We start from the raw sequence: 20,090 nt of genomic DNA, 5'->3' as shown, positions 1-20,090 counted from the left end.
ATGCGATTGGTTCTACTGGGCCCACCCGGGTCGGGCAAGGGCACCCAGGCAGCGCGCCTGAAGGACTACCTGCAGGTACCGCACATCTCCACCGGCGACCTGCTGCGCGCCGAAGTGGCCGCCGGCAGTCCGCTGGGCCTGCAGGCCAAGGAAGTGATGGCGCGCGGCGAGCTGGTCAGCGACGACATCCTGCTGGGCATGCTGGAGGACCGCTTCTCGCGCGACGACACGAAGGCCGGCTTCATCCTCGACGGCTACCCGCGCAATCTGGTGCAGGCCGCGGCGCTGGGCCAGCTGCTGTCCAGGCTGGGGCAGAAGTTCGATTTCGCCGTGCAGCTGGAAGTGCCCACCGAACTGCTGGTCGAGCGCATCGCCGGCCGCGCCCAGGCCGAGGGCCGTGCGGACGACAATCCGGAATCGGTCCGCAAGCGCCTGCAGGTCTATACCGACCAGACCGCGCCGGTGATCGATTTCTACCGTCAGCAGGGCGAACTGACCGTCGTGGACGGCGTGGGCTCGCTGGACGAAGTGTTCACCCGCATCACCGAGGCGCTGGCACCGGCCAAGGAAGTGGGCTGAGCCCGCGCGGCAGGTCCATCGTGCTCCGAAGCCCCGCACGCGCGGGGCTTCTTGTTTCTGGCATGCCACGACGCGTGCCGAAGCCCATCGGCTCGGCTAAAGTCTGCGCAGTCACTCCGGAATTCCCGTCTTGAAGATCCACATCCTCGGCATCGCCGGCACCTTCATGGGTGGCGTGGCCGCCCTGGCCCGCGAACTCGGTCACACGGTCGAAGGCAGCGATCAGGCCATCTATCCGCCCATGTCCACCCAACTGGAGACGCTGGGCATCGCGCTGGCGCAGGGCTACCAGCCGCAGAACATCGCACCGGACTGCGACGAGATCGTCATTGGCAACGCGCTGTCGCGCGGCAACCCGGCGGTCGAGGCTGTACTGGACCAGGGCCGGCGCTACATCTCCGGCGCGCAGTGGCTGTCCGAGCGCGTGCTGCCCGGACGCGACACGCTGGCCGTGGCCGGCACGCACGGCAAGACGACCACCACGACCATCCTGACCTACCTGCTGGAAGCCGCCGGCCGCTCGCCGGGTTTCCTGATCGGCGGCGTGGCCGAGGATTTCGGCGTATCCGCGCGCATCGGCGGCGGCCGCGAGTTCGTGGTCGAGGCCGACGAGTACGACACCGCCTTCTTCGACAAGCGCAGCAAGTTCGTCCATTACCGCCCGCTGGTCGCCATCCTCAACAATCTGGAATACGACCACGCCGACATCTTCCCGGACGTGGCCGCTATCCAGCGCCAGTTCCATCACCTAGTGCGCACCGTACCGCGCCGTGGCCGCCTGATCGTCAATGGCGAGGACGCCCGCCTGGCCGAAGTGCTCGCGATGGGTTGCTGGACGCCGGTGGAACGCTTCGGCTTCGATCCGTCGCTGGACTGGAGTGCGCGCCTGATCCGTGAGGACGGCAGCGCCTTCGCGGTGCGCCACCACGGCACCGAGATCGGCGAGGTGCACTGGCCGATGCTGGGCCGGCACAACGTACTCAACGGCCTGGCCGCGCTGGCCGCGTGCCATGCGGTCGGCGTGGACGTGGCCACCGTGTTGCCGGCGCTGGCGGCGTTCCGCAGCGTGAAGCGGCGGCTGGAAGTGATCGGTCAGCACGACGGCATCACCGTCTACGACGATTTCGCCCACCATCCCACCGCCATCCACACCACGCTGGAAGGCTTGCGTGCGCGCGTCGGCGAGGCGCGCATCCTGGTGGCGATGGAGCCGCGCAGCAATTCGATGCGCTCCGGCGCACATGCCGATGCGCTGGCGCCGTCGCTGGACATCGCGGACGTAGTCGTCTTCCTGCACCGACCGGAACTCGCATGGGATGCCGGCAGGATCGTCGCCGCCATCCGTGGCGACGCACGTACGGTGCCCGATGCGGATGCGTTGATCGCGGCGCTGAGGACGCAGGCGCGCCCCGGTGACCATGTGGTGTTCATGTCCAATGGCGGCTTCGACGGCGCGCCGCGGCGGTTCCTGGCGGCATTGCAAGGCTGAGTGGCCGGCGTGGCGCACGAATCCCTGCCGCTGTTCCCCCTGCACGAGGTGTTGCTGCCGGGGGCGGCGATGGATCTGCGCATCTTCGAGCGGCGCTACCTGGATCTGGTACGCGACTGCGGGCGTTCCGCGAGCGGGTTCGGTGTCTGCCTGATCCTGGAGGGCGACGAATCGGGGGCGCCCGCGACGCCGGCGGCCTACGGCGTCGAAGCGCGTATCGAGAACTTCGACATGGGCGAGGACGGGCTGTTGTCCCTGCGCGTGCGCGGCCATCGGCGTTTCCACGTGGTCCGCACGCGCGTGCGCGACAACGGGCTGGTGATGGCGGATGTCGAGTGGCGGTGCGCCGACGAGGACGGGGAAATCCGTCCCGAGCACGCACTGCTGGGTACGCTGCTGCAGACCATGATGGAGAAGGCGGGCACCGACCTGGCCAAACTGCCGCCGCGGATCTTCGAACATGCGGGCTGGGTGGGATGGCGCCTGGCGCAGGTACTGCCGATCACGCCCGAACAGCGCGTGTCCCTGCTGCAGGAAGACGATGTGCATGCCCGGCTGCAGCGCCTGCTGGAGTGGATCGACTGACGCCGTCCCTCCTGCGAAAACCTGCCTGACGAGTCAGGGCAGGGCAGGGCCGCCTGCAGTGCAGATCCGCAGCACCGGCAGCCCCGACTCGGGGTGAGGTGCGATCGCATGGTCGAGTCCGGCCGTGGCCCGCGTCACCGCATCCAGCGCGGTGCGCGCTTCGCGCAGGGGCCGCCACAGGCGCACCAGGTTGAAGGCACGCTGTTGTTGCAGGACCTGCGCGCTACCGATCCACAGCGGCACATCGCCGGGCAGCAGGCGCGTGTCGGCCGGCCACAGGCGCAACACGAACACTTCGCCCGGCTGGTCGCCCTTGCGCACCATCAGCAGGCTTTCGGCGCGGGTGTCGAGCGTGGCGGGGAGCACGGGCTGCTGATCGTCGGGCAGATCGCTGTCGAGCAGGTTGAGGGCCTCTTCCCAGCCGGCCTGCGGCTGTTCGCGCCATCCGTCGGCGGCCAGGCTTGCCTTCAAGGGCGCCAGCGGTCCGGCGATCTGCACGTCCAGTGGCCAGCGCTGCTCGTCGTCGAACTCGTTACGGCGTGCGGGCAGCGACTGCCAACCCTGCGTCCACCAGTCCTGCAGGGCGACGCTGCGCTCGGTCACCGGTGCCTGGAACTGCGCCAGCATGCGTTCCACATTGCGTGGCGCGTGCCACAGGCCCGCCAGCACGAAGCTGCCATAGAAGAGCCATGCGATCGGCTTGATCCAGAACGATCGCACCATGCGGCGGCGGTAGGCGATGCCCAGCACCAGCAGCCACACCAGCCCGAACAGCATGCCGCCGATGACGTCGCTGAGCCAGTGCGCGCCCAGGTAGAGCCGCGCGAAGCCGATCAACGCCACCACGATGCCGGAGACCAGGTAGGGCCACACCCGCGTGCGTCCTGGCAGTTCGCGTGCGATCAGCACCGCGAAGAAGCCGAAGATGATGGTGGACATGGTCACCGCGATCGACGGAAAGCCGAAGCCACTGCTCACCGACGGCGGCTTGGGGATGTCCACCGACGCGCCCAGCCACGCGGTCAGCGCAAGTCCGAACGCCAGCGCCGCCAGCCAGTGACCGGCCGCCATCCAGCGCTTGCGCCAGCACAGGTAGGCCAGCACCAGCAGTGAAACCGGCGCCAGCACCTGCTCGTCGCCCAGCGAGGCCAGGGCCGCCAGCGGTCGGTCGGCCAGCGGATTGCGCAGGGCGCGCATCAGTTCGTGCACCCACAGATCCATGGCCAGCGGTTCGCCATGGCCGACGACGATGATCAGGAAGGCGAACCACACCCACACGATGGCCAGCAGCAGGATCGCCAGCAGTGCCAGGGGCACCGATTCGCGCCGGGTCGGATCGAAGACCGCGGCGGTGTGGCGGCCCAGCACCGGGTGCGCATGGGACCATGCCAACGCGCGCGCGAGCAGCACATCGGCATGCGCGGCGAACCAGCGATAGGTGTACAGCACCAGCGCCCAGGCCAGGGCCAGCACCACCACCAGCAGGCCCAGCACCAGCGCCAGACGGCCTGCCACCGCGGCGACGGCGTCGTAGGCGTGGCCCAGCACCCAGCCCGGCAGCAGGAACGACACCGCCCACGCCAGACAGGCCGCGGCGCTGGCCGTGCCGTAGCGGCGCAACGGCATCCGCGAGATGCCGGCCACGGCCGGCACGAACGGCCGGATCGGTCCCACGAAACGAGCCACGAAGATGCTCTTCCATGCATTGCGGCGGAACAGCACCTCGCCCCGGTCCAGCAATTGCGGATAGCGGCGGAATGGCCACACCGTCCGCAGTTGCGGGCCCCAGCGGTGGCCCACCCAATAGCTGCTCGCGTCGCCTATCAGCGCACCCAGGGTCGCGCACACGACGGCGTACGGCCCGGAGATCTCGCCCAGCCCGATCAGCACACCCACGGCGAACAGCAGCGGAAGCGCGGGCACGATGGCGCCCAGGATGATCACGGCGTCGCAGAAGGCGATGGCGAAGATCACCAGCCCTGCGGCCACGGGATGCGCGCTGATCCAGGCCAGCAGGTTGTCGAACCAGGAGGATTCCATCGCGGGATTATAGGCGGCGCCTGCTGACCGGCGCCCCCCTTCCGCGGACGGTAGAATGACCAGGTGGACCTGCGCTCGCCTTCCGAAATCGCCGCACTCAAGGCCGACACCTTCGGCCGCATCTCGCTGATGCAGGGCCAGGGGGGGACGTTCGTACGCCGCGATCTGGCGCATGTGCCGCTGTGGTTGAGACTGCCGGCGTGGTGGCTGGCGCGGCGCGAAGCGCTGGCATTGCGCAAGGTCGCCGGAATGGCCGATGTGCCGCAGTTGCTGGCCTGGACCGGACGCCGGCTGGACCGCAGCTACATGGAGGGCGCGGCGATGTACCAACGGCCGCCGCGCGGGGACCTTCCCTATTTCCGTGCCGCGCACCGGTTGCTCAAGCAGCTGCATCGCCGCGGCATCGCCCACAACGATCTGGCTAAGGAAGCCAACTGGCTGGTCCTGGAAGACGGGCGCCCGGCGATCATCGATTTCCAGCTCGCCACCCGTGGCCATCCGCGTTCGCGCTGGATGCGCCTGCTGGCGCGGCAGGACCTGCGCCATCTGCTCAAGCACAAGCGTACATACTGCGCTGCGTCCCTCACCCCCACCGAGAAGCGCGTGCTCAGGCGCACGTCCTGGTTGCGCGATCTGTGGTTCCGTACCGGCAAGCCGGTGTACCGCTTCCTCACCCGGCGCGTACTGAAGTGGGAAGACAACGAGGGGCAGGGGCCGAAGCCGTGAGCATGTCCGCATCCACCCGAATTCCCTTCCGGAGCACGCCATGACGTCACTGGCCGGCAAGACCCTTTTCATCACCGGTGCCTCGCGCGGCATCGGCCTGGCCATCGCCCTGCGTGCGGCACGCGACGGTGCCAATGTGGCCATCGCCGCCAAGTCGTCGGTGCCCCATCCCAAGCTGCCCGGCACCATCCACACCGCTGCACAGGCGGTCAACGACGCAGGCGGCCGCGGCCTGGCGCTGAAGTGCGACATCCGCGAAGAGGACGAGGTGAAGGCGGCGATGGCCGCTACCGCGGACGCCTTCGGCGGCATCGATATCCTGGTCAACAACGCCAGCGCCATCTGGCTGGCGGGTGCGCTGGACACGCCGATGAAGCGCTTCGACCTGATGCAGCAGGTCAACGCGCGCGGCAGTTTCCTGTGCGCGCAGGCCTGCCTGCCCTACCTGAAGCAGGCCGCCAATCCGCATATCCTGACGCTGGCGCCACCGCCGTCGCTGGACCCCAAGTGGTGGGCGCCGCACACCGGCTACACGCTGGCCAAGATGGGCATGAGCTTCGTGACGCTGGGCCTGGCCGGTGAGTTCGGGCCGCAGGGCGTCGCGGTGAACGCACTGTGGCCGCGTACCATCATCGCCACCGATGCGCTGAACATGATTCCCGGCGTGGAGATCCCGCGCTGCCGCACGCCGCAGATCGTGGCCGATGCCGCGCACGCCGTGCTGGTGCGCGAGGCGCGCGGCTTCCACGGCCGGTTCCTCATCGACGAGGACGTGCTGCGCGAGACCGGCGTGGCCGACTTCTCCGGCTATGCCGTGGATCCCTCGCAGTCGCCGCTACCCGACCTGTTCCTGGACTGACCCCGAGCTCACCATGAAATACCTGCACGCCATGATCCGCGTCCACGATCTGGACGCCACGGGCCGCTTCCTCACCGACGGCCTGGGCCTGCGCGAAACCCGCCGCATGGAGAGCCCGCAGGGCCGGTTCACGCTGGTGTATTTCGGCGCACCGGTGAATCCCGAAGCGGAAATCGAGCTGACGTACAACTGGCCGCCGGAAGACGGCAGCCCGCCCGAGGACTACGGCAGCGCCCGCAACTTCGGCCATCTGGCCTTCGAAGTGGACGACATCTACGCGCTGTGCGCGCACCTGCAGTCGATGGGCATCACCATCAACCGGCCCCCGCGCGACGGCCGCATGGCCTTCGTCCGCACGCCGGACCTGATCTCCATCGAACTGCTGCAGAAAGGCGCTGCGCTGCCGCCGCAGGAGCCTTGGCTTTCGATGCCGAATACGGGAAGCTGGTGACACGCCCCCGCAAGGAGTTGTGCAGATGAATCTGGCCCTGCTCGTGATCGATGTGCAACGCGGCCTGTTCGAACCGCAGCCGCTGCCGGCCGATGCCGATGCGGTGGTCGAGCGCATCAACGCGCTGTCGGCGAAGGCGCGCGAGGCCGGCATGCCGGTGGTGTTCGTGCAGCATGAGCGCGCGGGCGACCTGGAAGCCGAGTCGCCTGGCTGGGCGCTGCATCCGGGCCTGCAGGTGGCCGAGGGCGACTACCGCGTCCGCAAGGCCACGCCGGATGCCTTCCTGCGCACCGGCCTGGACGAAGTGCTGTCGTTCTGCGGCGTGGAAGGCGTGGTGCTGTGCGGGTATGCCACCGAGTTCTGCGTGGATACCACCGCGCGCAGCGCGGCGGCGCATGGCTACCACGTGGTGCTGGCGGCGGACGCACATACCACGCACGACAAGGCGCACGCCGATGCCGCGCAGATCCGCGCCCACCACAACGCCACGCTGCCGGCCATCCGCAGCTTCGGCGTCAGCATCCGTGCGCTGCCTGCCGGCGAGATCGCGTTCGCTGCCTAGGCGGCGGATTCAGCCCATCGGGACGGGCAGGCGCGCACCGCAATGGCGGCAGTGCAGGGCGTCGGGGTCATGGCCCTCCAGGCCGCATTCGGGACAGCTGCGGCGATCGAGGTGGCCGCGTTCGTGCGAGGCTTCGCGCAGGCTGCTGGCCAGTTCGGCGGTGTAGATGCCGGTGGGCACGGCGATGATGCTGTAACCGATCAGGATCAGCACCGAGGTGATGGCCCTGCCGGCCGTGGTCTGCGGCGCGATATCGCCGAAGCCGACGGTCGCCATCGTGACGATGGCCCAGTACATGCTGGTGGGAATGCTGGTGAAGCCGTGTTCCGGGCCCTCCACCACGTACATCAGTGCGCCGAAGATGACGACCAGCGTCAGCACCGCGCAGACGAAGACGAAGATCTTGCGCCGGCTTCGCCAGAGCGCGCCCACCAGTTGCCCGCTCTCTTCGACGTACTGGGTCAGCTTCAGGATGCGGAACAGCCGCAGGATGCGCAGGATGCGTACCACCAGCAGGCTCTGCGCACCCGGGACAAGCACCGATACGTACGTGGGCAGTATCGACAGCAGGTCGATGATGCCCCAGATGCTGACCGCGTAACGCAGCGGGCGGCGGACCGTCGCCAGTCTCAGCACGTATTCCGCGGTGAACAACAGGGTGAAGGCCCACTCGAGCGCGTACAGGACGCCGGCATGGCGGGCGTGGAAGGCCTGCACGCTGTCCAGCATGATCACGATCACGCTGGCCAGGATCGCCAGCACCAGCGCCAGGTCGAAGTTGCGCGACGGCGGCGTGTCGTGGCGATAGATGATGTCGAACCAGCGCCTTCTCCAGCCCGTGTCGGTGGCGGGATTGAGCTGGGGATCGGAGAACAGGCGCGGCTGGAACTTCATGGGCGCGATGATGCACCAATGGCGACCGTGCGTCCTGCGGGACGGCGGCGCAGATTCCGCCGGTGGTGCCGGCATGCGTCACAATACGCCCTCCTTCCTGTTGCCCGTCCGCCCATGAGCGTCTCCACCACCGCCGACCTGCTGGCCCACGGCCAGCGCTATTACCTGCCGGTGTACCGCCCGCGCGAGGTGATCCTGGAGCGCGGCCAGGGCGCACGCGTGTGGGACAGCGAGGGCCGCGAATACCTGGATCTGTCCGCGGGCATCGCCGTATGCGGGCTGGGCCACAACGATCCGGATCTGGTGGCCGCACTCACCGAGCAGGCCGGCAAGCTCTGGCATACCAGCAACGTGTTCTACAGCGAACCGCCGCTGCGATTGGCCGAGGAGCTGGTCACTGCCTCGCGCTTCGCCGAACGCGTCTTCCTGTGCAACTCCGGCGCCGAGGCCAACGAGGCCGCGATCAAGCTGGTGCGCAAATGGGCGGCATCGCAGGGCCGCGCGCCGGACCAGCGCGTCATCGTGACCTTCCGCGGCAGCTTCCACGGCCGCACGCTGGCCGCGGTCACCGCCACCGCGCAACCCAAGTACCAGGAAGGCTACGAGCCCTTGCCCGGCGGCTTCCGCTACGTCGATTTCAACGATGTGACCCAGCTCGAGATCGCCATGTCCTGCGGCGATGTGGCCGCGGTGATGCTGGAACCGGTGCAGGGCGAGGGCGGGGTGATGCCGGCTGCGTCCGGCTTCCTGCGCGCGGTGCGCGAGCTGTGCGACCACCACGGCGCATTGCTGGTGCTGGACGAGATCCAGGCCGGCATGGGCCGCACCGGCACGCTGTTCGCGCACTGGCAGGATGGCGTGGTGCCCGACATCGTGACGCTGGCCAAGGCCCTGGGCGGCGGGTTCCCGATCGGTGCGATGCTGGCCGGCCCCAAGGTGGCGCAGGCGATGCAGTTCGGCGCGCATGGCACCACCTTCGGCGGCAACCCGCTGGCCGCGGCGGTGGCGCGCGTGGCGCTGCGCAAGCTTGCCTCGCCGCAGATCGCCAACAACGTGGCGCGTCAGTCGGCCGCGCTGCGCAAGGGGCTGGATGCGATGAACGCCGAACTCGGCCTGTTCTCGCAGGTGCGTGGTCGCGGCCTGATGCTGGGCGCCGTGCTCGACGCGAAATACGCCGGCCGTGCGGGCGAGGTACTGGACCTGGCCGCCGCGAAGGGCCTGCTGATGCTGCAAGCGGGCCCCGACGTGCTGCGCTTCGTGCCGTCGCTGAACATCACCGATGAGGAAGTCGGCGAGGGCCTCAGTCGCCTGCAAGCAGCGCTGAGGGCGTTCGCGAAGCCGGGCTGAGCCCCGCGCCCTTGCGGAGCGGGAGGTAGGCCACCGTGCCGTCTTCCTCCTGTTCGAAGCGCAGGTCGATGGCGTGCCGCTCGCACAGCCGGCGCACGATCGACAGGCCCAGCCCGAAGCCCGTGCTTTCTTCGCCTTTCGCGAAGGGCGCGAAATCGTGTTCGCCGACGGCGCCGCCTGGATTGGCGATGCGCAGCGCATCGCCGTCGCCCGTGATCGCGATGCGCCCCGCGCGGGTGTGCGCAAACGCGTTGCCGACCAGGTTGGCGAGCAGGACCTGCAGCACCGGTGCCGGCAGCGTGCTGCCGAGGTCGGTCGCGACGTTCACGCTCACCTCCACGGGCTTGCCTTCGAGCCATGGCGATTGCTCGACCACGACACGTTCCAGCAACGGCAGCACGATCGTGTCCGGCACCGCGGCCGGCGATTCCTGTTCACGCGCCAGCGCAAGCAGCAGGGTGATGGTCTGCTCGAGGTGCGCGGCCGACTGGCCGATGTGGTCGACACTGGCGCGTGCATCCGCACCCAGGCCGGGATCGGCGGAAAGCCGTTCGCTGGCGGCGCGGATCACGGTCAGGGGGGTGCGAAGTTCGTGGCTCGCATCGCGGGTGAACTCGCGTTCGCGCTCCACGAAGGCGCGGATGCGCGCGATCAGGTCGTCCAGGCGGCGGGCGAGCAGCCCGACCTCGTCGTCGGGGAAGCCGGTCGCGAAGTGGGGCGGCAGCCGTTCCGGGGTCGCGTCCCCGACGGCCGCCGCCAGTCGCGAGAGCGGTGCGGTGGTCCGTCGCGCCAGCCAGCCGCCGACCAGCAGCGCCAGCACCACGGCGATCGCGCCGGTCCAGGCCAGCAGCTGCAGCATCTCCGACCGCATCGGCCGGACCGCCAGCAGACCGCCGACCTCCGCGACCAGCCAGGCGCGCGGCGCGGGCGCGGGAGGATCCAGTGCGCGCAGGTGGTAATGGCGTCCCTGCGTGCCGGCGAACTCCCGTCGCGCCGGCTCCTCGCCAAGCACATCGCCGATGCCGTCGGGCAGCGCGTCGGTCCGCTCCACCACGTCCATGAAGCCGTTGCGCGGCGGCGACCAGCGTCCATGCGCGGCGTAGTGCGCCTGTTGCGCCGCGGCTTCGCGCTCGAGCAGCGTGTCGAACAGCCGGTCTTCGACGGTATAGACGAAGAGCAGCGCGTAAAGGCCGAACAGCATGGCCAGCAACAGCGTGAAGCCGGCGAACACCAGCATCAACCGGCTGCGCAACCGGCGACGCGGCAGGGGGCATGCGCTCATGCGTCGGCCTGCAGGCGGAAGCCTACGCCGTGCACGGTCTTCAGCATCGGCGTGGCGAACGGTTTGTCCAGCGCCTGGCGCAGCAGGTAGAGATGCGTGCGCAGCGGATCGGAGTCCGGCGGCGCATCGCCCCACAGGTGCTGGATCAGCTCGCTGCGCGTCAGCGTGCGCGGCCACGCTTCGGCCAGGGCGAGCAGGATCTGGTAGGCGGTCTGGTGCACGTCGAGCGGCCTGTCCTGGCGCGTCGCCTGGCCCTGCCGGCGGTCGATGCGCAGGGTGCCGATCCGCAGCACGTGCGTCTCGCCGCTGCGGTGGCGGACGGTCAGCGCCTGGCATCGCGCGAGCAGTTCCGCACCCGCGAAGGGCTTGACCAGGTAGTCGTCGGCGCCGGCGCGGAAGCCCTGCAGCTTGTCCTCCAGCGCATCGCGCGCGGTCAGCATCAGCACCGGGACATGCCGATCGGCGTGCGTACGCAGGCGCTCGCACAGGCGCAGGCCATCGAGTCCGGGCAGGCCCACGTCTAGCACCAGCACGTCGGGCGGCGCGTCGAGCGCCATCTGCAATCCGGCCAGGCCGTCCGAGGCGAACTCGACCGCCATGCCGACGTCGGCGAACAGCCGCTGCAGCTGCGCCCGCAGCAGCGCGTTGTCTTCGATCACCAGGATACGGGCCGCCGGTGCCGCCATCGTTCAGCCGTCGATGCGTTGCATGAGGGCCTTAGCTTCGGCCATGTCCGGCTTGCCCGCCAGCACCTGCCGCACCAGCGATCTCGCCTGCTCCCGTTCGCCCAGGCGCAGATGCGCTTCGGCGGCGCCGAGTTTCAACTCCGGCTGCGGCATGTACGGCAACGCCAGCTGCATCAGCTGCAGGGCGTGGCGCACGTCCTCGTCGCGGGTCGCGGCCTGCGCCTGGTAGTACCCGAGCATGCCGAGCAGGTCCACGTGGTAGCGCTTGCCATCGGTCGCGAGTGCGGTGGCGGCGGCACCCACGTCGCCAGCACGCACCTGCGCCGCGAGACCCATCGTCAGTTCGTCGCGCCACGGCGTCCGCGGCACCGGCGTGCGCCCCGTGGCACGGATGATGGCGTCCGCGACGCCGGGGGTGGAATACGGATTCTGCCCGGTGACCAGGCGGCCATCCACGACGACCTTCGCCATCATCAGCGGCGCTTCCTGCCACTGCGCGCCACGCGCGCGCATACGGTCCTCGAGCAGCCACGGAAACTCCTTCGCCCAGCGCTTGCCGAAGACCGCTTCTTCCTCGTTGGTGAATCCGGTCAACGCCTTGCCCTGCACCAGGGGTGTGCCATCGCGCAGGCGCACGTCGGCCAGGGCGGCCGGTCCGTGGCAGACCGCGCCAATCACCACGCCGCGTTCGTAGGCATCGCCCAGCAGCGTGGTCAGTGCGGTGTCGCGCGGCAGGTCGAACATCGCGCCCTTGCCGCCGACCACATAGATCGCCGCGTAGTCCTCGGCCTTCACCTGGTCCGTCCTGCGCGTGGCGGCCAGCATGCGCGTGGCCTCCGTGTCGGCGAGCAGGGCAGCGTTGAAGGGTTGTTGCGGGTCGTATCTGTCGGCCTCCACCGCGCCGCCCTGCGGGCTGGCGACATCGATGGCGAAGCCGTTGGCCTGGAAGATCAGCCACGCCTGCGAAAGCTCATCGAACTCGTAACCGGGGCGGGTCTTGCCCTGGTCGCGGCCCTCGCCGCTGACGACGATCAGGATCCTGTCCGCTTTCGCCGCGTGCAGCGGTGTGGCGGCCGTGGCCAGCAGGAGTGCGCAGGCCAGGTGGAACGTGCGTGACATGTAGCGCATGACGACGGTTCTCCGGTGGAGGGGCACCAGTGTCCGGCCGCCGGATCAATCAAGGTTCAAACCGGGCCGGTCACCAGCCGGTCTGGGGGCCGAAGACATAGCGCTTCAGTGCCTTGCCCAGCGTACGTCCGTCGGTGACGGTCTCTGCGTGCAGACCGGCCTCGCGCGCGCCCTGCACGTTGGTGAACTTGTCGTCGACGAACAGCGTGCTGGCGGCGTCCCAGCCGAGCAGCTCCAGCGCATGCGTAAAGGTGGCAGGTGCCGGCTTGCGACGCTGCAGGCCGCCGCTGGTCAGTACGCGGCCCTCGATCCGCGCTGCCAGCGGCGCGACGATGCGCGGGATGGCCCGCGTCATCATGGCCCCGTTGTTGGTCAGCACGCCCATCGCCACGTCCGGGTGCAGTGCGGTGACACGGGTCAGTACATCGTCCATGGCCATGCTGCCGGCCATCCGCGAGGCGATCCATGCATCCTCGTCGATGGCGACACCGATCCCTTCGCCGATCCGGCGCAGGTACGTCGCCGTGTCGACGCGGCCGCTGTCGTACTCGACTTCCAGCCCCGATACGAACAGCACCTCGCGCACGCGCTCGTGCGCGCAGCCGGCATGCGCCGCGAGGTGTGCGATCCGGACTTCGTGCCGGTAGTGCGCCAGGACGCCGTCGAAATCGAACAGCACCTGGTGGATCCGCGGCTTCATCCCGCGGCAACCACCTTGAAGGCCTCGCGGGCGGCGGAAATCGTCGCGTCGATGATGTCAGGCGTGTGCGCGCTGGACATGAAGCCGGCTTCGAACGCCGACGGTGCCAGGTACACGCCGCGCTCCAGCATCGCGTGGAAGAAACGGTTGAACGCCGCGGTGTCGCAGGCCACGGCCTGGGCGTAGGTATCGACCTGCTGGTCGGTGAAGAACAGCCCGAACATCGCGCCCACGCGCGTGGTGGTCAGCGGCACGCCGGCCTCGCGCGCGGCAGCCTCCATGCCTTCGCACAGCGCCGCCGTCGCGGCGGCGAGCCCGTCGTGGAAACCCGGCGCCTGGATCAGCTCCAGCATCGCCAGGCCCGCGGCCATCGCCACCGGATTGCCGCTCAGCGTGCCGGCCTGGTAGATCGGGCCGGCCGGCGCGATCTGCTGCATCAGCTCGCGACGCCCGCCATAGGCGCCCACCGGCATGCCGCCGCCGATGATCTTGCCGAAGGTGGTCAGGTCCGGCGTGATGCCGTAGTGCGCCTGCGCGCCGCCCAGCGCCACGCGGAAGCCGGTCATCACTTCGTCGAAGATCAGCAGCGCGCCATGCTGCGTGCACAGGGCGCGCAGATGCTGCAGGTAGCCTTCGCGCGGGGGCAGGCAGTTGGCGTTGCCGACGACGGGCTCGATGATCAGGCAGGCGATCTCGCTGCCGTACTGCTCGAACAGTGCGGTCGCGCCGGCGAAGTCGTTATAGCTCAGCGTCAGGGTCAATTCGCTCAGCCCCGCCGGCACGCCGGGCGAGGTCGGCACGCCCAGCGTCAGCATGCCGCTGCCGGCCTTCACCAGGAACGAGTCGCCGTGGCCGTGGTAGCAGCCTTCGAACTTGACGATGCGGTTGCGGCCGGTGGCCCCGCGCGCCAGCCGGATCGCCGACAGCGTGGCCTCAGTGCCCGAGTTGACCATGCGCACCATCTCGCACGACGGCACCAGGCGCGTGATCGTTTCCGCCATCGTCACCTCGGCCGGGCAGGGCGCGCCGTACGACAGGCCGTTCTGGATGGCCGCCTGCACCGCCTCGCGCACGGCCGGATGGTTGTGGCCGACGATCATCGGGCCCCAGGAGCCGACGTAGTCGATGTAGCGGTTGCCGTCCACGTCATGCAGGTACGCGCCGTCCGCGCGCTGCACGAAGAACGGCTCGCCTCCCACCGACTTGAACGCGCGCACCGGCGAATTGACTCCGCCGGGCAGCAACTGCTGGGCGCGGGCGAAGAGGGCGTGGGACTGGTCGTGGTTCATGGGCATTCCAGAAAGTAGGGGTCGTCGTGGGAGTGGTGCCGGCATGTCGGCACCACTCCCACAGGAACGTCACGCGCGGTCAAATCCTGATCGATAGGCCTGCGCAGCGGCCACGGGATCAGCCGCTTCGAACACGCCGCCGATCACGGCGACCAGGTCGGCGCCTGCGGCCACCAGCGGGCTCATATTGTCCGGCGTTATGCCGCCTATCGCCACCCGGGGGACGCCCAGCGTCGCAGCAGCGGCCAGCAAGCCCGGTGTCGCGCGGCGCGTGGTGACCTTGCTGGTGGTCGGGAAGAAGGCGCCGAACGCCACATAGCTGGCGCCTGCGGCGACGGCACGTTCGGCCCGCGCATGCGCGTCGTAGCAGGACGCTCCGATGATGGCCTGGGCACCGAGTTGCGTGCGTGCGGCGGCGATGTCGCCATCCTCTTCGCCCAGGTGCACGCCTGCGGCACCGATCGTCGCAGCCAGCGCCACGTCGTCGTTGATGATCAGTGGCACGCCCACCTCCCTGCACAAGGCCTGTAGCCCGGCGGCCTGGACGAGGCGGAGATCGGGACCGGCGCCCTTCTGCCGATACTGCAGCCAGGTCGCCTGCGGCAGCACCGCGGCCACGCGCGCCAGCAGGCGGGCGGTATCCGGCTCCTCCGGGGTGATCAGGTACAGCCCGCGGGCGGTGCGGACGGTGGGCGGCAGGGGTGTCATCGTCGAACTTCCGGTGCGTGGGCGGCGATGGGACAATGGCCGCTTCTCCAAGCCGGCATTATCCCCGTGACCGACGCCACCGCCACCCTCTACCGCAGCTGGATGTGCGTGGTCTGCGGCTTCATCTACAGCGAAGCCGACGGCCTGCCGGAAGAAGGCATCGCCCCGGGCACGCGCTGGGAAGACATCCCGGACGACTGGACCTGCCCCGACTGCGGCGTGGGCAAGGACGATTTCGAGATGGTGGAGCTGGATTGATTTTCCGGGGCACTGTAGGAGCGACGTGAGTCGCGACCGCATGGATCGGGCGTCCTTGCGGCGGCATGGGCCATGACGTGCTTCCATCAACGCGCTTCGGTGGTTTGACACGCGCGCGACCGCAGTTCGATGGAAGGGACTTTCCGCGGTCGCGACTTGCGTCGCTCCTACAACGGCGCCGGCAGGCGCTGCGCGTTCAATGCATCCGCGACGTGCGCGTCGCGTTGAGTTCGATCAGTTGTTCGCGCAGTTCCGCGGCGTCCTTCGCGTCCGGCGACAGGTGCAGATAGCGCGCCAGATCGTGTTGCGCGCCGGCGCGGTAATCCATCTTCAGGTACGCCAGCCCGCGGTCACGCAGGGCGTCGGGCTGGTCGGGCGTCAGCTTGAGCACGCGGTCGGCGCTGCGGGCGGCCCGGTCCCATTCCTCGCGTTCGGCGTAGACGCCGTGCAGGTTGCGCAGCGTGCGCACCAGGATGGCGCGGTGCGAGGCCGGGTTGAGGATGTGCAGCAGCGCGGCATCGTCGGGGATGTCGCCGCCCAGATGGGGCTTGGCGCGTTCGCGCAGCTCGTCCACGCCGAGCGGGCGGCCACCGTTGAAGGGGTCCATCACCAGCAGGCCGTCGTCGACCGGCAGGCGCACCAGGAAGTGGCCGGGGAACGACACGCCATCCAGCGGCACGCCCAGCCGCCGCGCGACTTCCATCTGCACCATCGCCAGCGACACCGGATTGCCCAGGCGGCGCTCGAACACCTCGTTGAGGTAGCTGTTGCGTGGGTCGTAGTACTCGTCGTGGTTGCCGGTGTAGCCCAGTTCGTCGAACAGATGGCGGTTGATGGCGGCCATCTTCAGCGGCCACGGTTCGATCGTGGCGATCTCGTGGCGCAGGTGCTCGGCGTGACTCTGGACCAGCGTGTCGTAGAGGTCGGGGTCCAAGTCGGGATACTCGTCGCGTGCGATCAGCAGCGCGGTTTCCAGCAGCGGCACCGTGTCATCGGGCTGGCTGGCCAACGCATTCCATTCCGGCAATGTCAGTCGATCCCCCATGCCGACAGACTGGGGCCAATCCCACCGCGAATCAAGCCTCAGCGGACGGGCGGAATGCCTTCGCCGAAGGTCAGCTCCGCGCCGTCCCGGAGCTTGAGGCGTTCGGCTTCGCCGGCGTTCAGTTCCAGCACGAAACGGGCCGGCTGGTCGCTGGGATACGCCGGGCATCGGTCGCCACCGGAACACGGCGGTACATTGCGCTGCTGGGTCACCAGCCTGCGTGCGTTGTCGAAGTACAGGATATCCAGCGGAATGCGGGTGTTCTTCATCCAGTAGGCCTGCGGTTGCTCGGCCTCGTGGATGAACAGCATGCCGGTGCCGTCCTCCAGGCGGTCGCGGAACATCAGTCCGCGGGCGCGCTCTGCATCGTCATCGGCGATCTCCACACGGAAACGCTCGCCACCGACCTCCACCCAAGGACCCCCGCTGGCGCAGCCGCTGAGCAGGAGGAGGGAGAAAGCAAGCACAGGCCAAGCTCGGGAGCGCATGTCGGAGTCCGGCATCCAGGGGAGAGGTTAGTGTAGCGCTGCATGTGGCAGGCGCTGGTCACTCCTCAGCAGTCGCGCGGCGATGCGTTCGGCGACCTGGCGATTGTCGCGGTAGTAAGCGGCGTTGTCGGCCAGGGCTTGCCAGCGTTGCTGGTCTTCAAGGTGATGGCGCAACTGGCGAGCCATGCCGGCCACCAGCCGTGAAGCGGTGGCCGGATCGGCACGCTGCGCCAGCGGCAGCAGGTCCAGTAGCAGCAGGATGCCTTGATGGCTCCGGTCCGCCTGCCGGCGCGCGGCCACGAACAGGCGGTCCAGGCCGGCCTGCGTCAGCCGGGCGAGGCCCGGATCGGCCAGGCTGTGGCCGGGGTCGGCTTGCAGCAGATGAAGTGCATCGTCGAGTGGGGCATGGAGGGGCGCGAGGGCGGCCCCGTCATGCGGGCCGGCAGGGCGGGGCGCATCGGGCGCGCGGGTCTCGAAGAGCATCATCGACAGTTCCTTGTGTCGGAGGGGAAACCCTGCGGTCGCCGGCTCCGGGTGGATCGAAGGGCTGGATTAGCAGGACGCCCCGACTGTATGAACTCGATAAGTGCGCGTCAATTAACTTAAGTGGTGAATAAGTGTGATTCGTCGCCGCTAACGTTTCCTCCATGGGCAACGAGCGCGAAAAATTCTCACAGCGATTGGCGCACGCCATGCAGCAGGCGGGATACGAGCCGCGCCCCACCGTCCTGTTCCACCTGTTCAACACGCACTATCGCGGACGCTCCGTCAGCGTGCAGACCACCTCGCGCTGGCTGGGCGCCCAGGCCATACCCGCGCAGGACAAGCTGCAGGTGCTGGCGGATCTGCTGGGGGTGGAGCCGCACACGCTGCGCTTCGGCACCCCGCCGCGATCACGCGTGGCGGAACCGCGCATCGCATGGCCCGCAGGCGTCGGCAGCCGCGAGCGGCAGACGATCGATGCCTATCTGCAACTGTCGCCGAAGAAGCGCGAGCTGGTCGGCGAGTTGGTCAAGGCGCTGTCCGACAGCGCCTGAGCCGGTCCCGGTTCCGCGCCCGCTCAGCGCAGGACGACCGGCGGCTCCCCGCCGACGATGACGATGTCGGCCGGGCGTCGGGCGAACAGGCCCACGCTGACCACGCCCGGAATCTGGTTGATCTCGCGCTCCATCGCCACCGGGTCGGTGATCGACAGGTTGTGGATGTCCAGGATCACGTTGCCGTTGTCGGTGACGGTGCCGTCGCGCCAGACCGGCTGGCCGCCGGTGAGCGCCAGGATCTCGCGCGCGACCAGGCTGCGCGCCATCGGGATGACTTCCACCGGCAGCGGGAACTTGCCCAGCACCGGCACCTGCTTGCTGGGGTCGACGATGCAGACGAACTGCTTGCTGGCTTCGGCGATGATCTTCTCGCGCGTCAGCGCCGCGCCCCCACCCTTGATCAGGCGCTTGTGCGGATCGCATTCGTCGGCGCCGTCCACGTACAGCGACAGCGTGCCGGTGTGGTTGAGATCGAGTACCTCGATGCCATGCTGCTTCAGTCGCGCGGTGCTCTGCTCGGAGCTGGACACCGCGCCCTTGATGCGGTCCTTGACCCGCCCCAGCGCATCGATGAAGTAGGCCACGGTGGACCCGGTGCCCACGCCGACGATCATGCCGTCCTCGACGAACTCGATGGCTTTTTCGCCGGCCAGGCGCTTTGCTTCGCTCATGGTGTCATCTCAACAGGGGAAAGGTCTGCAGGAGCGCCCTATGGGCGCGATGCTCTTGATGGGTCATGCCGGAACGCATCGCGCCCATGGGGCGCTCCTACGGCGAGGCGGGAAGATCATTCCAGCGCCAAGAGGAACTTCCATTGCGCGGCGGCGACCGGAAGCACGGACAGCCGGTTACCGCGCTGGATCAGCGCGAAGCCGTCGCCCAGTGCGTCGGAATGCTGCTTGATCTCGTCCAGCGTGATGGTGCGCGTGAGCTTGCGTTCGAACGTGACGTCGACCAGCGACCAGCGCGGATCTTCGCGCGTGCTCTTCGGGTCGTGGTAGTCGGACTTCGGATCGAACTGTGTTTCGTCCGGATACGCGACACTGGACACGGTCGCCGTACCGACGATGCCCGGTTCCTTGCAGTTGGAGTGGTAGAACAGCACGCCGTCGCCGACCTGCATGCTGCGCATGAAGTTGCGCGCCTGGTAATTGCGCACGCCGTTCCACGGTTCGGTGCCGACCTTTTCAAGATCGTCGATGGAGAAGGCATCAGGCTCCGACTTCATCAGCCAGTAGCGCTTGCGGGCGGTCATGGTGGGGCGTCCGGCAAAGAAGAGGAAGGAATCAGCGTATCGCGCTCGGTGCAGATGGCATCCAGCGGTACGTCCCAGGCCTGCGCGCCGACCGCGTCGATGCGCTGGGCCTCGAAGCCGACACCGACCAGCCAGGGCGGCGCGGGGCGTTGCAGGCGCGACGCCAGCGTGCGGTCGTACCATCCGCCGCCCATGCCGAGCCGGTGGCCCGCACCGTCGAAGCCGACCAACGGCACGACGATCAACGCCATGTCCGTGGCGGTCAGGCTGGCGCGAGGATCGACATCCGGTTCGGGAATGCCGTAGCGGTTGGTCACCAGTTCGTCGCCCGGTCGCCAGGGGGCGAAGCGGAGCGTCTCGTCGTCGGCCAGGACGGGCAGGCAGTAGACCAGGCCGGGTGGCAGGCGCAGCTGCCAGCTGTGCAGGCCGATTTCGCCATCCATCGCCCAATAGCCGGCGACGTAGCCCTTGGCCGGAAAGAACGGGAGTGCGAACAGGCGCGTGGCCAGTGCATCGGCGCCGGCAATGCGCGCGGCGGCGGGCAGGGCGCGGCGACGCGCACGCAGTTCACGGCGCAGGGCATTGCGCTCGGCGGCATGGGCGAAAGACAGGGAGTCGGGCATGCGCGAATTTTACGGCATGCGTACCGGCGTTGCCGGTGGGACCGCGGGAGCGGCGT

Annotated in this window: 24 protein-coding genes; 10 read left to right on the top strand and 14 right to left on the bottom strand. The window is 68.8% G+C overall.

All coding sequences use genetic code 11. From position 1 onward, the window contains the following. The 3 genes from IAE60_RS00575 (at window position 1) to IAE60_RS00565 (ending at window position 2,653) form a co-directional block, all read left to right on the top strand. On the top strand, window positions 1–579 hold the full coding sequence (locus tag IAE60_RS00575) for an adenylate kinase (protein ID WP_187573452.1): 579 nt from the start codon (window positions 1–3) through the stop codon (window positions 577–579). Window positions 580–745: 166 nt separating this feature from the next. Then, on the top strand, window positions 746–2,068 hold the full coding sequence (gene mpl / locus IAE60_RS00570; protein ID WP_187574617.1) for a UDP-N-acetylmuramate:L-alanyl-gamma-D-glutamyl-meso-diaminopimelate ligase: 1,323 nt from the start codon (window positions 746–748) through the stop codon (window positions 2,066–2,068). Further along, window positions 2,069–2,653 (top strand): LON peptidase substrate-binding domain-containing protein, encoded by a 585-nt coding sequence (locus IAE60_RS00565; RefSeq protein ID WP_425504445.1) that lies wholly within the window; start codon window positions 2,069–2,071, stop codon window positions 2,651–2,653. 33 nt (window positions 2,654–2,686) lie between these two features. Here IAE60_RS00565 and IAE60_RS00560 read toward each other — a convergent pair whose 3' ends face one another. Further along, window positions 2,687–4,693 (bottom strand): bifunctional DedA family/phosphatase PAP2 family protein, encoded by a 2,007-nt coding sequence (locus IAE60_RS00560; RefSeq protein WP_187573451.1) that lies wholly within the window; start codon window positions 4,691–4,693, stop codon window positions 2,687–2,689. A 129-nt stretch (window positions 4,694–4,822) separates the two neighbouring features. Here IAE60_RS00560 and IAE60_RS00555 point away from each other — a divergent pair, with 129 nt between their 5' ends. From IAE60_RS00555 to IAE60_RS00540, 4 genes are read left to right on the top strand one after another with little or no spacing between them, the layout of a single operon-like run. Next, a complete protein-coding gene (locus IAE60_RS00555) occupies window positions 4,823–5,419 on the top strand; it encodes a protein kinase family protein (RefSeq protein ID WP_244966688.1) in 597 nt (198 codons plus the stop codon). Between the two features lie 40 nt (window positions 5,420–5,459). Then, window positions 5,460–6,278: an SDR family oxidoreductase gene (locus tag IAE60_RS00550; protein WP_187573450.1), complete on the top strand. Its 819-nt coding sequence runs from the start codon at window positions 5,460–5,462 to the stop codon at window positions 6,276–6,278. A gap of 13 nt (window positions 6,279–6,291) precedes the next feature. Further along, window positions 6,292–6,729 (top strand): VOC family protein, encoded by a 438-nt coding sequence (locus tag IAE60_RS00545; RefSeq protein ID WP_187573449.1) that lies wholly within the window; start codon window positions 6,292–6,294, stop codon window positions 6,727–6,729. A 25-nt stretch (window positions 6,730–6,754) separates the two neighbouring features. Then, window positions 6,755–7,291 (top strand): cysteine hydrolase family protein, encoded by a 537-nt coding sequence (locus IAE60_RS00540; RefSeq protein ID WP_187573448.1) that lies wholly within the window; start codon window positions 6,755–6,757, stop codon window positions 7,289–7,291. 9 nt (window positions 7,292–7,300) lie between these two features. Here the strand turns inward: IAE60_RS00540 and IAE60_RS00535 are convergent, their stop codons facing one another. Then, the gene (locus IAE60_RS00535) at window positions 7,301–8,185 is read right to left on the bottom strand and encodes an ion transporter (RefSeq protein ID WP_187573447.1); all 885 of its coding nucleotides are present in this window, start codon (window positions 8,183–8,185) and stop codon (window positions 7,301–7,303) included. 114 nt (window positions 8,186–8,299) lie between these two features. Here IAE60_RS00535 and IAE60_RS00530 point away from each other — a divergent pair, with 114 nt between their 5' ends. After that, the gene (locus IAE60_RS00530; protein ID WP_187573446.1) at window positions 8,300–9,532 is read left to right on the top strand and encodes an acetylornithine transaminase; all 1,233 of its coding nucleotides are present in this window, start codon (window positions 8,300–8,302) and stop codon (window positions 9,530–9,532) included. Here the strand turns inward: IAE60_RS00530 and IAE60_RS00525 are convergent. From IAE60_RS00525 to thiE, 6 genes are all read right to left on the bottom strand, one after another. Then, on the bottom strand, window positions 9,486–10,814 hold the full coding sequence (locus IAE60_RS00525) for a sensor histidine kinase (protein ID WP_187573445.1): 1,329 nt from the start codon (window positions 10,812–10,814) through the stop codon (window positions 9,486–9,488). The genes IAE60_RS00530 and IAE60_RS00525 overlap by 47 nt on opposite strands. Beyond that, entirely contained in the window at window positions 10,811–11,500 is a 690-nt protein-coding gene (locus IAE60_RS00520; RefSeq protein WP_187573444.1) for a response regulator transcription factor, read from the bottom strand. The genes IAE60_RS00525 and IAE60_RS00520 overlap by 4 nt, the downstream gene beginning before the upstream one ends. A 3-nt stretch (window positions 11,501–11,503) precedes the next feature. Further along, window positions 11,504–12,628, bottom strand: a complete 1,125-nt coding sequence (locus tag IAE60_RS00515; RefSeq protein ID WP_244966618.1) for a DJ-1/PfpI family protein — start codon at window positions 12,626–12,628, stop codon at window positions 11,504–11,506. A 70-nt stretch (window positions 12,629–12,698) separates the two neighbouring features. Continuing rightward, on the bottom strand, window positions 12,699–13,328 hold the full coding sequence (locus IAE60_RS00510; protein WP_187573443.1) for an HAD-IA family hydrolase: 630 nt from the start codon (window positions 13,326–13,328) through the stop codon (window positions 12,699–12,701). After that, window positions 13,325–14,617: a glutamate-1-semialdehyde 2,1-aminomutase gene (gene hemL / locus IAE60_RS00505; RefSeq protein WP_187573442.1), complete on the bottom strand. Its 1,293-nt coding sequence runs from the start codon at window positions 14,615–14,617 to the stop codon at window positions 13,325–13,327. Before hemL ends, IAE60_RS00510 begins: the two co-directional genes overlap by 4 nt. Before the next feature lie 69 nt (window positions 14,618–14,686). Next, window positions 14,687–15,325, bottom strand: a complete 639-nt coding sequence (gene thiE, locus IAE60_RS00500) for a thiamine phosphate synthase (protein WP_187573441.1) — start codon at window positions 15,323–15,325, stop codon at window positions 14,687–14,689. A gap of 27 nt (window positions 15,326–15,352) precedes the next feature. On the opposite strand from thiE, the gene IAE60_RS00495 reads away from it, so the two are divergent. Next, a complete protein-coding gene (locus IAE60_RS00495; protein ID WP_185894209.1) occupies window positions 15,353–15,583 on the top strand; it encodes a rubredoxin in 231 nt (76 codons plus the stop codon). A gap of 196 nt (window positions 15,584–15,779) precedes the next feature. Here the strand turns inward: IAE60_RS00495 and IAE60_RS00490 are convergent, their stop codons facing one another. Genes IAE60_RS00490 through IAE60_RS00480 form a run of 3 tightly spaced genes read right to left on the bottom strand, consistent with a single transcriptional unit; the run spans window position 15,780 to window position 17,602 of the window. Further along, a complete protein-coding gene (locus tag IAE60_RS00490) occupies window positions 15,780–16,628 on the bottom strand; it encodes a SirB1 family protein (RefSeq protein ID WP_187573440.1) in 849 nt (282 codons plus the stop codon). Window positions 16,629–16,666: 38 nt separating this feature from the next. Beyond that, entirely contained in the window at window positions 16,667–17,116 is a 450-nt protein-coding gene (locus IAE60_RS00485; protein ID WP_187573439.1) for a DUF192 domain-containing protein, read from the bottom strand. Between the two features lie 27 nt (window positions 17,117–17,143). Next, window positions 17,144–17,602, bottom strand: coding sequence for a hypothetical protein (locus IAE60_RS00480; protein ID WP_187573438.1), 459 nt, complete (start codon window positions 17,600–17,602; stop codon window positions 17,144–17,146). Window positions 17,603–17,808: 206 nt separating this feature from the next. Here IAE60_RS00480 and IAE60_RS00475 point away from each other — a divergent pair, with 206 nt between their 5' ends. Further along, window positions 17,809–18,153: a hypothetical protein gene (locus IAE60_RS00475; RefSeq protein WP_222937170.1), complete on the top strand. Its 345-nt coding sequence runs from the start codon at window positions 17,809–17,811 to the stop codon at window positions 18,151–18,153. 23 nt (window positions 18,154–18,176) lie between these two features. Here the strand turns inward: IAE60_RS00475 and rpiA are convergent, their stop codons facing one another. From rpiA to IAE60_RS00460, 3 genes are all read right to left on the bottom strand, one after another. After that, window positions 18,177–18,827: a ribose-5-phosphate isomerase RpiA gene (gene rpiA, locus IAE60_RS00470; RefSeq protein WP_185894205.1), complete on the bottom strand. Its 651-nt coding sequence runs from the start codon at window positions 18,825–18,827 to the stop codon at window positions 18,177–18,179. Window positions 18,828–18,943: 116 nt separating this feature from the next. Next, window positions 18,944–19,411, bottom strand: coding sequence for an EVE domain-containing protein (locus IAE60_RS00465; RefSeq protein WP_187573436.1), 468 nt, complete (start codon window positions 19,409–19,411; stop codon window positions 18,944–18,946). Next, complete coding sequence (locus IAE60_RS00460; RefSeq protein WP_187573435.1) at window positions 19,408–20,034, bottom strand: 5-formyltetrahydrofolate cyclo-ligase; 627 nt, start codon at window positions 20,032–20,034, stop codon at window positions 19,408–19,410. Before IAE60_RS00460 ends, IAE60_RS00465 begins: the two co-directional genes overlap by 4 nt. Window positions 20,035–20,090: the final 56 nt, after the last annotated feature.

Source organism: Pseudoxanthomonas mexicana, from assembly GCF_014397415.1.
Classification (GTDB): domain Bacteria; phylum Pseudomonadota; class Gammaproteobacteria; order Xanthomonadales; family Xanthomonadaceae; genus Pseudoxanthomonas_A; species Pseudoxanthomonas_A mexicana.
This window is presented reverse-complemented; position numbering and strand designations above follow the sequence as displayed.